The following is an 11714-nucleotide window of genomic DNA, read 5'->3' on the forward strand; positions in this document are numbered from 1 at the left end:
TGGCGAGGAGCACCCTGGGTTATTCAAACCTTAACTAACTTCCGGTAGTAATTGAATCATCGACTATCGCATGAGGCATAGAGCTTTGCGTCAGGCTTCCATGAGGGAGAGGCTGTGGCGCTTGAGGATAAGCGATGACATCGATTTCAAATGTGCCTTCGGCGGCTCTGGCCATTCTCCAGCAATTGAATAAGGGCACGACAATATCGGAGCAACCTCCATCCGCCGCCGATGGCCTTATTGCGGTGGCGACCGGCCTGACGAATAAGGTGGCCGTTTCCAAGCAGCCCACTCAAGCTCAATCGAAAGTTTCGGAAGCCATGTTCAGCATGAGCAAGGACAGCATCGCGAAGCAGAAGCTTGATCTTATCGAACGGACAGGCAGGGCTCTGGGGGTCGAACGAAGCGACTATTCCTCCATGGACGAGTTTGTTGCAGCGATGAAAAAGGTCTATGGCGAGATAAAGGTGCAGGCTGGAGGCATGGCGGTGTTTCATGCGCTTGAAAGGCAGCTCGGCCTCGATAAGCTTGGCCTGTCGATCGAAGACGTTATCGAGAGCGCTCAAGATGGCGACAGCAACGACAAGGTCACGAAAGCCCTCGAAAGGCGGGCGAAGAAAGAAAAGGACGAGGCGAGTGGAGCCGGATCGGATCAGGCTATCCAGATCGATGCGGCTGCTGCCAATCTCTACGGCCTGCTTTCGTTCAACTGACATGGTTTGTCAGTCGCGCAATCGAGTTCTGGCGGTGCCGTCAGACGACTTTTGATGAGCTCGGCTGCCGCATCCGCTGCAGTTTCCATATAGCTCGGATCGCGATGGAGCAGGACCACGGCAAATGAACCGTCGAGGAGCAGCATGATCTGGCGCGCGAGCGGCCGGGCATCATTGCCGGCTCCGGCTTCCATAAAGGTTGAAGCAAGCCAATCCTCGACGCGCTTCTTATGGGCGCGGGCAGCCACCAGAGCCGGATGGCCGGGAAGGTTGATGAGCTCGACCGAGGTGCGCAGGAACCCGCAGCCCTTCCATTTGGCGCTGTGCGCCGATTGTGCCAGATGGCGACAAATGCCGGCAACCCTCTCGGCTGTATCGCCTTTCGTTTCCTCGAACCAGCGTTTGAAGAGGACGAGGTTCGGCTCGTCCCGCACCTGCAGATGGGCGGCGATCAGGTCGTCCTTGCTGCGGAAATGATAGTAGAGGGTACGCTTGGTGATGCCTGCTTTTTCGGCAATCGCATCGACGCTGATCGCGCGGATGCCATCGCGATGGAAAAGTTTTCCGGCGGCCTCAAGTATGCGTTCGCGTGTCGGCTGCGAGCTGTCTTTCATGGCTCAATGTATACCGGGTAGTGAATATACACAATGCGGCGGTGGCCTCATCCTCCGTCCCATGAACGAGCAACACATTCCATCATCCTCGGGGCCGCGCAGCACGCCGATTTCCATTTCATGTGCCGACAGCGTCGTTCTCGGCGGTCATCTCTGGCTGGCGGAGACGGCCAAGCCGGAAGGCAGCGTGATCATCAACCCGGCCACGGGCGTGCTTGCGCGCTACTATCACCGCTACGCGCAATTTCTGGCTCGGCATGGGTTCGATGTCCTGACCTATGATTATCGCGGTATCGGGCTATCGCGGCCGCAACGGCTGCGTGGATCCCGCTATCGCTGGCGGGATTGGGGTGAGCGGGATTTCGATGCCGCACTTCAATGGCTGGCTGGCTATCGTCGCAGCGGCCCATTGATGGTGGTCGGCCATAGCGTCGGCGGTTTCCTGCCGGGACTGGCCGAACATGCTCCTATGATGGACAGGATGCTGACAGTCGGCGCCCAATATGCCTGGTGGGGCGATTACCTGCCGCACCGCCGCGCTGCCCTCTTTTTCAAATGGCATGTCGCCATGCCCGCAATCACTGCGCTCTGCGGCTATTTTCCCGGTCGCCGGCTTGGCTGGCTGGAGGATCTGCCGAAGGGGGTAGCAAATGAGTGGAGCTTTCGTGGCCCTCGGTTCGAGCGCAGCCATCCAGCGGCAGAGAGGCAGGATGCTCTTCGGCGAATGGCCGCGGTCCGGGCGCCGATCCTCGCGATTGCGGTTTCGGACGATGAACTCGGCACGGTGCCGGCGGTTCGCCGCACGCTGAACTATTATACGGGTGCGCAATCCATCCTGGTAAGTCTGCATCCTATTGACCTTGGCCGCGACAGGACCGGTCATTTCGGCCTGTTTCACGATAGCTACAAGGAGAGCTTCTGGGTCGACACGCTGTCGTGGCTTCGCGAGGGCCGCAATCCCTGGTCGGTCTCGGCGTGAAACTGGAAGGTTAGGCCCGCCTCAGGGCTGTCGCTTTGCGCGGCTGCCTGTATTGCATGGGCTGATCGTCTCGGATAGACGGCATTTTCGGATCATGATTAAGATGGAAGCCAGGCATTTGTCGGCTCCGGATATTTAAAAAAAACGTGAAGTGGAGTTTGGAATGACCGGCCAAAATGACGAATATGTCTATGACGAAGTGACCGGCGAGTGGCGGCCCGCCGCAGAGATGGCTGCCGCAGCTGCCGCAATAGGCCTCATCGTACTTGATGCAAGCGGTAACGTGCTTGCCGATGGCGACTCGGTTACCCTCATCAAGGATTTGAAAGTGAAAGGCGCCAACCAGACCTTGAAGCAGGGTACGGTTATCAAGTCCATTCGACTGACCGACAATCCTGAAGAGGTCGATTGCCGTTACGACGGGATCAAGGGTTTGGTTCTCCGCACCGAGTTCATACGCAAGCGCTAGACCGTGGCGGCGGAGGAATTATTCCTTTTGTGCTATGCGGTTGCAAAATTGAACGGTGTCGCGCCGATTATCCGGATTTCCGAATTGTAAAATTGTAAATTGGTGCTTATCTCCCTTGCTTGATGCACTTACATGATGTGGAAAGTTATGTAGCGGCTGCAGACCGGCTGGGGGATTATGCATGCATCTCGAAGACTATGCCGCACTCGGCCGCTCGGAGTTGCGCGTCAGTCCGCTTGCGCTCGGAACCATGACTTTTGATACGGGGGGCGCCTGGCCATCCCGTGAAAACCAGCCTGCTGCAGTTCTGGCGCGCTATCTCGAACTCGGTGGCAACTACCTTGATACTGGCAATGGAGCGGTTAAAGCGGGCGGCCAGACGGTTGTCGGCACCTATATCGCCCAGAACTCGATCAGACGTGACGATCTTGTCATTGCTGGCAAATTCAATGTCGAATGGGATGGTGAAACACCTGGCCGCAAGGCCGTGATAGCCGGTTTCGAGCAGGCCCTTCGACGGCTGCGCACCGATTATCTCGACCTTTATTGGCTTGATAATTGGGATATCCAGGCGCCCCTGGAAGACATACTGGCGGCGCTCCACGATCTCGTTCAGTCCGGAAAATTGCGTTACTTCGGCATTTCCGATGCCCCTGCCTGGAAGGTGGCGCATGCGCACCTCCTGGCGCAATCCAATGGCTGGGCCCGGTTCATCGGTCTGCAGATCGAATATTCGCTTGCAGCAAGGCTGTTTGAAAACGAGCTCATTCCGCTGGCAACAGGATTGGGGCTTGGCGTCGTCTCGCATTCGCCCTTGAGTGGCGGTCTCATCAGCGGCAAATATAAGCCTGCCAATAATGCGGGCATGAGACGGGGGCATGCGGCGCAATTGGCGCAAAGGCCCGATGAGCAGGATCTTGAAATCGTGGACGCCTTATTCCGCGTCGCCGACGAGCTCGGTACGACGACCGCACGCGTCGCTCTTGCCTGGGCAATGGGACGCCTTGGCGTATCTTCGACGATTATCGGCGTTCATACGCTGGAACAACTCAATGAGGATATCGGCGCACTCGATGTCCAGCTCTCGCCCGAGCAGACGGCGACACTGGATGCGCTTACGATTCCCAATCCCGTCATGACCCTGCCGCTGCCGTTGCACAACGCCGCGCCCCTGTGCTGCGTCGATTGAGCTGCAGCCTGCAAGCGATGCATTGCAGCCGGTGTTCGATGCTTCCAATTGTGCCCGCAAGCATGGCACCGGACCAAGAGGACGATTCGATCTGCGAAGGAATGGCCGTTAGAAGCGTTGCCGATTGCCACACGATCATGATTCAATTTCACGAGTGCATGTTTGAGACGTAATCGTAATGAAATCCATTACTTCAAATGTTGGTGCTGTGCTTATTTTCGATAGTACTCAAAGTAATTTCATTAATATTGACGCCTTACGGTAGCGGTTCGATAGTGCAGCCGATGGTTACCGATGTCAGAAGCAGGAAGACCGACCTATATTCCGGCCCTTGATGGATGGCGTGGACTCGCCGTCTTTCTGGTATTGATGGGCCATTTCGGCGGCGACAAGTACCTGCCCGGTCTTGGATCCGCCGGTGTGGATCTATTTTTCGTGCTCTCCGGACGCCTTATGGCCGAGATCCTTTTCGTCAGGGAGATGCCTTTGGGCACTTTCTTCCTTCGGCGTTTCAGCCGCGTCTATCCAACTTTGTTTATATTTGTTTTGGTGAATACGGCGATCTTCTCGTCAACGTCGCTTGCGCCCGACCTTGCGGCTGTCCTCGCCGCCCTTTCTTTCACGTTAAACTACTTCATAATTACCAGTCACACCTTCGTCTCGATATTCGATCACATTTGGTCATTATGCGTCGAAGAGCACAGCTACCTCCTGCTTGGGCTGCTAGCCTTTTCATTGCGTGGTGCCGGTAACAGGTTCGTGGGGTTTTCCCTCTTGTTGCTTGGTCTTACCGCACTTGCCACCGGCATTTTGCAATATGACGTTTACGGGCAAAATCCATTTATCGTTTTTTGGTCGAGCCAGGTGGCGGCAGCGCCAATTTTGATTTCAGCTGGGTTGTTCCTGCTGATCGGGCAGCGAAGCCGCGGATTACCCCTGGAATGGCTGGTACCTTTGATATTTTTCTGCGGCTTGGCTGCGCGCTTGTTCGCCGATGTCGCCTGGCTATTTTTCGGCGTTAAAACCCTGTTGCTGGCGATCAGCGTGTGTTCGATCGAGAGCGCCGCTCGCTTTTCCAGGATTTTATTTGAAGGCTCTGTCATCCGGCGACTTGGGCGGATGTCGTTCTCAATCTATCTATGGCAGCAGCCGTTTTATGTGTTGGCTCGGCAAGGTCGCTTGGCCGAACTGCCTGCGCTGCTCATAGCCATATGCCTTGGGTTGCTTAGCTACTATCTAATCGAGCAGCCCGCACGCACTGGATTGAATGCGTGGTTCGAAAGAAGGAAACGGCCAAATGCCGTTTCTGAAAGCGCTTGAAAAAGGGCGCGATCACCTTTGATCGCGCCCGATATTTTCAGCATCAAGCGATGTCGAAGCGGTCGGCGTTCATAACCTTGGTCCATGCCGCAACGAAGTCCTGGACGAACTTCTTCTCGGCATCGGACTGGCCGTAGACTTCGGCGATCGCGCGCAGTTGCGAGTTGGAGCCGAAAACGAGATCGGTGCGCGTCGCGGTCCACTTCACGTCGCCGGTTGCCCGGTCGCGGCCTTCGAAGACGTCCTTGGCATCCGAAACGGCCTTCCACTCCGTGCCCATGTCGAGCAGATTCACGAAGAAGTCGTTGGTCAGGGTTTCCGGACGCTTGGTGAAGACGCCGTGCTGGCTCTGGCCGACATTGGCATTCAGCACACGCAGGCCACCGATGAGGGCGGTCATTTCCGGCGCCGCCAGCGTCAGAAGCTGTGCCTTGTCGATCAGCAGCTCTTCGGAAGAGACGGTGTAGGCCTGCCGCTGATAGTTGCGGAAGCCGTCGACGATCGGCTCGAGAACGGCGAAGGCCTCGACATCGGTCTGCTCCTGCGTCGCATCGGTGCGGCCCGGAGCGAAGGGCACGACCACGTCATGGCCGGCCTTCTTCGCAGCCTGTTCGATAGCGACCGAGCCGCCGAGAACGATCAGATCGGCAATCGATACAGTCTTGCCGCCGGTCTGGGCATCGTTGAACTTCTTCTGGATGCCTTCGAGCGTCGCCAGCACGGAAGCGAGCTGGGCCGGCTGGTTGGCCTCCCAGTCCTTCTGTGGAGCAAGACGGATGCGAGCGCCGTTTGCACCGCCGCGCTTGTCTGAGCCGCGGAAGGTCGAAGCCGAAGCCCAGGCGGTCGAAACCAACTGCGGGATGGTGAGACCCGATGCAGCAATCTCGGCCTTGAGGGCGGCGACATCGCTGGGCTCGATCGATACGGGACCGGCAGCCGGGATCGGATCCTGCCAGATGAGCTCTTCGCTCGGCACTTCCGGGCCGAGATAGCGCACGCGCGGGCCCATATCGCGATGGGTCAGCTTGAACCATGCGCGAGCAAAGGCATCGGCGAACTCATCCGGATTTTCGAAAAAGCGGCGGGAAATCTTCTCATAAGCCGGATCGAAGCGCAGGGCGAGGTCGGTGGTCAACATGGCAGGAGCGTGACGCTTGGACTTGTCGTGCGCGTCCGGGATCGAGCCGGCGCCGGCGCCATGCTTCGGCACCCACTGATGCGCGCCCGCCGGGCTCTTCGTCAGTTCCCATTCATAGCCGAACAGGTTCCAGAAGAAGTTGTTGCTCCACTTGGTCGGCGTCGAGGTCCAGGTGACTTCGAGACCGCTGCCGATCGTGTCGCCGCCCTTGCCAGTGCCGAAGCTGTTCCTCCAGCCGAGGCCCTGTTCTTCGATGCCGGCTGCTTCCGGCTCGGGGCCGACATGGGCCGCGTCGCCGGCACCATGGGTCTTGCCGAAGGTGTGGCCGCCGGCAATGAGGGCGACAGTTTCTTCGTCGTTCATTGCCATGCGGGCGAAGGTTTCGCGGATGTCGCGAGCGGCTGCAAGCGGGTCCGGATTGCCGTTCGGTCCCTCAGGATTGACGTAGATGAGACCCATCTGCACGGCTGCGAGCGGGTTTTCCAGATCGCGATCGCCACTGTAGCGCTTGTCGCCGAGCCAGGTATCTTCCGCGCCCCAGTAAATGTCTTCTTCCGGCTCCCAGACATCTTCGCGACCACCGCCGAAGCCGAAGGTCTTGAAGCCCATGGATTCCAGCGCGACGTTACCGGTCAGGACCAGCAGGTCGGCCCAGGAGATGCTGTTGCCGTATTTCTGCTTGATCGGCCAAAGGAGACGGCGAGCCTTGTCGAGGTTGACGTTATCCGGCCAGCTGTTGAGCGGTGCGAAACGCTGCGTGCCGGAGGAGGCGCCGCCGCGGCCGTCGCCCGTGCGGTAGGTACCGGCGCTATGCCAGGCCATGCGGATGAAGAGCGGACCGTAGTGACCGAAGTCGGCCGGCCACCACTCCTGCGAATCCGTCATCAGGGCGGTGAGGTCCTTCTTCAGGGCCTCCAGATCGAGCTTCTTGAACTCTTCGGCATAGTTGAATGCCTCGCCCATCGGGCTGGACAGCGCGGAGTTCTGATGAAGGATCTTGAGGTTCAGCTGATTCGGCCACCAGTCCCGGTTCGAACGTGCGGAAACGCTCGTGTTCCCATGCGGAAACGGACATTTGCCGGCAGTCTCGACTTTTGTATCCATGATACTCTCCCTTACGATGATTTGATTTGTGACGACCGGAGAAGGAGCTTTGCCAGCCCGCCGGGAAATGGCCCGGTTCCAAAACTGGTATGGCAGCGACATGTCAGACGCATGAATCTCTCGTCATTCTGGCCTCGCGTGAAACGGAGACGTGGAAGCAGGCAAAGCTTGGGTCCCCTGCCTTCCGACCGGTCCGTGCATCGATGAACTGAACGCAGTCAATGCTCTCAATATGAGCTTCGTATGACAGGCGGCCACATCTCATCTTTGCTGCGGCACTATAGCCAAGGCTTTCCATTAATTTAAGTTGGATTTCCTGATTGGCGCGATAAGATAGGCTTATGGCAAACTTCACGCTCAAACAGCTTCGCTATTTCGAAGCGCTGGCTCGGCTCGGCCACTTCGGACGTGCCGCCGATCTATGCTCGATCTCTCAGCCCGCCTTGTCGATGCAGATCAAGGAACTGGAGGAGCAGCTCGGCACGAACCTCTTCGAAAGAGGCGCGAGACAGGTCCGGTTGACCAATTTCGGGGAGGCCTTCGCGATCCGCGTCCGCGACATCCTGCGCTCCGTCGACGAGCTGGGAGATCTTGCCCGTGCGTCGCGCGATCAGCCGGTGGGCCGGTTGCGCATCGGCATCATCCCCACGGTCGCGCCCTATCTCCTGCCGAGCATCATCGGCAATCTCTCCCGCATCTATGACGGGCTGGATATCCATGTGCGCGAGACCCTGACGTCGAAGCTGGTCGAAGAGCTGGAGGAGGGAAGGCTGGATACCGCGATCGTCGCTCTGCCCGTCTCCGAGACATCTCTGACGGAAGTGCCACTGTTTGCGGAAAACTTCGTGTTGGTGCGACCGAGCGAGGACGAAGGCAAGCCGGTTCCCAACCGCGAGGCGCTTCGCGAAATGCGGCTGCTGCTGTTGGAAGAGGGGCATTGTTTCCGCGACCAGGCTCTTTCCTTCTGCAACATCCATTCAGCCTTGCCGCGCGAACTGATGGACGGCAGCTCACTGTCGACGCTCGTGCAGATGGTCAGCGCCGGCATCGGCGTCACTTTGATACCGGAGATGGCTGTGGCGGTGGAAACCCGCTCGGCCTCGGTGTCGACCGTGCGCTTCCAAAGCCCGCAACCCTCGCGCACCATCGGCATGATCTGGCGCAGGACGAGCCCTCTCGCCAAACAGCTCATGCAGATTTCCGAAGTGGTGCGCGAGGCGGCCGACGCCATGCGCGAACAACATGATTCGATCGGACGCGCGCAGGATCTGGAGTTTGATGGGCGAGAGCGGGCAACCCATAGGGGAATAGCGTAGCCTCTCTTGGCATGGGGTTGTGCGCGCGGATGGAAGCTGACGCGATCCCTCATATCGGGACGGATAGAGCCTGTTAACCGTGTTTCCTTACGAAAATTTATGGATAACAAGTCATGTTTCGGGAGATCTGACTTCTCCTTGAAAGGCATGTGCAATGTTGCATTCCGAAACTTCCGGCTCCTCTTTTCGTAAAACTTGTCTGCGCCTGACATTGCTTGCTCCCATCGCCGCTATGGCGATGCTGCCCGTCGCCAGCCATGCCCAGGAACAGACACTGCTTAACGGCCAGAATATTGGTACAGTGGGTGGCGCTGTCGCCGGAGGTCTCGTCGGCAACAAGCTCGGCGGTAAGAAGCACAAGACACTTGGGACGATCGCCGGTGTCGTCGGCGGTGCGGTTGCTGGCAGAATGGTCGGCAACATGGTCGACAACCGGAATTCGCAATATGGTCAACCGATGCAACAGGCAATGCCGATCCAAGCTGATCAAGGGATTGATCCGCAAGCTACGGGCAGCATCGCCAACGACGGCACCCCTGGCTTGTTAAATGGTCGGAACATCGGCGCCGTCGGCGGTGCCATTGCAGGCGGCATCGCCGGCAACAAGCTTTCGGGCAAGAAACACAAGACCTCCGGTACGATTGCTGGCGCAGTGGGCGGCGGCCTGCTCGGTGGGGTCGTTGGCAACATGGTCGGCGGTCAGTAAAACGTCATCGTAACGCGCCGGTGACGGCCGGGGGCGCTAAAGAGACGTCGTCGAGTAACCCTTGGCGTTTCGCTGGATCGGCTTGAAAGCACAAGTGCCGAAGTGGGTGGGCGAGGTTCGCCCTCATGCGGTTAAGGGCCTGCATTTTCTGCGCCGAATACAACTTCGGTCGCGATTTCGGCAATGTGAGGTTCATCGCCTTTATGTTGCAGGTCGGCGGGCGAGCGTCGAGTCCCTCGTCCCGCCCAACGTCGCGTGATCTTGATACTCTGGCCGATGCGCCTGATCGGCTGAAAATATCGTTCCGAACACCGAAACGTCACGTCCGGTTACGCTGGAGGCAGGGTTTGGGATTGGTACGCCAATGCGGACGGCGATCTGCTTTCAAGACCACCTTTGACGGATTGTCCGGTGGTGACCGTCGCACGAATCCACAAAATCGCAAGGGATCAATCCCACCACTATTGAAGGCCGCCACTGGATATCCAAACCCGCATCCTCATCTGTCACCAATCTTTCCACAGAAGGCAATATTTCAAACGATTGAAAATATTTTAATCGTTTAAATAGTTTAATGCCTTGATTTACAAAGAAACTCCTCCATGTCATGCCAGTAACGCATGGCAATGGAGGTCGTGATGCAAGAGTTTGAAAACGTAAGAAATGAAATTCCTACGTATGTGATTGATCGCCTCGAAAATGAATGGCGGGTAATGCAGACTCAGAATGGGCAGCTGGAGGCCGGGCTGGGGACTGAAACGCCTGCAAATACAGCGCCTGCAACGGGCGATAGTCTCGGATCATTCGATAAGTAGTATTTATAAAGGCAGGAATCGTACTGCGCTCGCGGGTCTAGAGCAATTCCGCTTTTTTCCATGACATCCAGAAAACGGATCAGCCCCGGCTTGTTGCCAGGGCTGCTGTTTATCGTGGCGTCGCCAGCTCCGCCTTGCGATCCAGACAGGTACCGGTTCAGGCGTCGAGATAACGCTCGGTCAGACGTGCCCACATAGCGGCACCGACGGTGAGGCTTTCATCGGCGAAATCATACTTGGCGCTGTGGAGGATGGCCGAGTTCACGCCGTTGCCGAGGCGCAGGAAGCTGCCGGGCTTGTGCTCCAGGTAATGCGAGAAATCCTCGCTGCCGGGGATAAGGCCGCAGGTGGTGACCTTCTCAGCGCCGACAAGTTCCTCGGCGATCATCCGCGCGAATTCCGTTTCCTTCTCCGAGTTGACGACCACCGGATGGCCATAGACGTAGTCGATCTCGACACTTGCGCCATAACCCTCTGCAATGGACGCTGTCAGCTTGCGGATGCGCGCCTCAAGCAGCTCGCGCACCTTCGGATCGAAGGAGCGAACCGTGAGCAGCATCTTCGCACTTTCGGGAATGACGTTCGATACTTCGCCGGCATGGATGGCGCCGACGGTGACAACCGCTGTCTGGGTCGGGTCGACGCTGCGGGCGACAATTGTCTGCAGACTGACGACGAGGTTGCAGGCGACAACCACCGGGTCGATAGTCAGATGCGGGCGTGAGGCATGGCCGCCTTTGCCTATGATGGTAATCTCAACTGTGTCGGCGGCCGCCATCAGCGGGCCGGAGCGCAATAGCCAGGTGCCCTCCGCAGCACCCGGATGATTGTGCAGCCCGTAAATGACGTCGAAGGGAAAGCGTTCGAACAGGCCATCCTTGATCATCGCGGGAGCGCCGCTGACAGCGCCCGCCTCCTCAGCCGGTTGGAAGATCAGGTTCACGGTGCCGTTGAAGCGGCGGGTGCGAGCGAGATATTCGGCCGCTCCGAGCAATATGGTGGTGTGGCCGTCGTGGCCGCAGGCATGCATCTTGCCCGGCGTCTTGCTGGCATAGGCGGCGCCGGTCTGCTCGGTGATCGGCAGGGCGTCCATATCGGCGCGGATCGCGATGCTCTTCTTGCCGGCCCCAACAGTCATGCGCGCGACGACGCCATGACCGCCGACATTACGGGTAACCTCGTAACCCCAGGCTTCCAGCTTTTCGGCGACGAAGCGCGCGGTTTCCGCCTCTTCGAAGGATAGCTCGGGATTGGCGTGCAGATGCTGGCGGATGCCGGCCAGTTCGGCCTTCATCGGCTCGAAATCCGAGAGGCGGGCGAAATCGTTGTCGAGGGTCATGGCTGTTCCAAT

At 58.2% G+C, this 11714-nt stretch carries 11 protein-coding genes; 8 read left to right on the plus strand and 3 right to left on the minus strand.

Annotation, left to right across the window (positions count from 1 at the left end; genetic code table 11):
- Nucleotides 1–134: 134 nt before the first annotated feature.
- Nucleotides 135–713, plus strand: coding sequence for a hypothetical protein (locus FHT85_RS06820; RefSeq protein ID WP_112410406.1), 579 nt, complete (start codon nt 135–137; stop codon nt 711–713).
- Here FHT85_RS06820 and FHT85_RS06825 read toward each other — a convergent pair.
- A complete protein-coding gene (locus tag FHT85_RS06825; protein WP_112410407.1) occupies nt 689–1327 on the minus strand; it encodes a TetR/AcrR family transcriptional regulator in 639 nt (212 codons plus the stop codon). The two genes, FHT85_RS06820 and FHT85_RS06825, sit on opposite strands and share 25 nt — an antisense overlap.
- Before the next feature lie 61 nt (nt 1328–1388).
- On the opposite strand from FHT85_RS06825, the gene FHT85_RS06830 reads away from it, so the two are divergent.
- The 4 genes from FHT85_RS06830 (at nt 1389) to FHT85_RS06845 (ending at nt 5284) form a co-directional block, all read left to right on the plus strand.
- Nucleotides 1389–2306: an alpha/beta fold hydrolase gene (locus tag FHT85_RS06830; protein WP_112399537.1), complete on the plus strand. Its 918-nt coding sequence runs from the start codon at nt 1389–1391 to the stop codon at nt 2304–2306.
- Between the two features lie 163 nt (nt 2307–2469).
- Nucleotides 2470–2775, plus strand: coding sequence for a zinc ribbon domain-containing protein YjdM (locus FHT85_RS06835; RefSeq protein WP_112399536.1), 306 nt, complete (start codon nt 2470–2472; stop codon nt 2773–2775).
- Between the two features lie 181 nt (nt 2776–2956).
- The gene (locus FHT85_RS06840; RefSeq protein ID WP_112410408.1) at nt 2957–3964 is read left to right on the plus strand and encodes an aldo/keto reductase; all 1008 of its coding nucleotides are present in this window, start codon (nt 2957–2959) and stop codon (nt 3962–3964) included.
- 294 nt (nt 3965–4258) lie between these two features.
- Nucleotides 4259–5284 (plus strand): acyltransferase family protein, encoded by a 1026-nt coding sequence (locus FHT85_RS06845; protein ID WP_112410409.1) that lies wholly within the window; start codon nt 4259–4261, stop codon nt 5282–5284.
- 43 nt (nt 5285–5327) lie between these two features.
- Here FHT85_RS06845 and katG read toward each other — a convergent pair whose 3' ends face one another.
- Nucleotides 5328–7526 (minus strand): catalase/peroxidase HPI, encoded by a 2199-nt coding sequence (katG, locus tag FHT85_RS06850; RefSeq protein ID WP_112410410.1) that lies wholly within the window; start codon nt 7524–7526, stop codon nt 5328–5330.
- Nucleotides 7527–7867: 341 nt separating this feature from the next.
- Here katG and FHT85_RS06855 point away from each other — a divergent pair, with 341 nt between their 5' ends.
- The 3 genes from FHT85_RS06855 to FHT85_RS06865 all read left to right on the plus strand — a co-directional run bounded on the left by FHT85_RS06855 (nt 7868) and on the right by FHT85_RS06865 (nt 10363).
- Entirely contained in the window at nt 7868–8842 is a 975-nt protein-coding gene (locus tag FHT85_RS06855) for a LysR substrate-binding domain-containing protein (RefSeq protein WP_112399533.1), read from the plus strand.
- A gap of 154 nt (nt 8843–8996) precedes the next feature.
- Nucleotides 8997–9548: a glycine zipper 2TM domain-containing protein gene (locus FHT85_RS06860; RefSeq protein ID WP_112410411.1), complete on the plus strand. Its 552-nt coding sequence runs from the start codon at nt 8997–8999 to the stop codon at nt 9546–9548.
- 638 nt (nt 9549–10186) lie between these two features.
- Nucleotides 10187–10363, plus strand: a complete 177-nt coding sequence (locus FHT85_RS06865) for a hypothetical protein (RefSeq protein ID WP_015343350.1) — start codon at nt 10187–10189, stop codon at nt 10361–10363.
- A 157-nt stretch (nt 10364–10520) separates the two neighbouring features.
- Here the strand turns inward: FHT85_RS06865 and FHT85_RS06870 are convergent, their stop codons facing one another.
- Nucleotides 10521–11702, minus strand: coding sequence for a M20 aminoacylase family protein (locus FHT85_RS06870; protein ID WP_112335754.1), 1182 nt, complete (start codon nt 11700–11702; stop codon nt 10521–10523).
- Nucleotides 11703–11714 lie beyond the last annotated feature (12 nt).

The organism is Rhizobium sp. BK312 (genome assembly GCF_014193605.1).
In the GTDB taxonomy this organism is placed as follows: Bacteria; Pseudomonadota; Alphaproteobacteria; order Rhizobiales; family Rhizobiaceae; genus Rhizobium.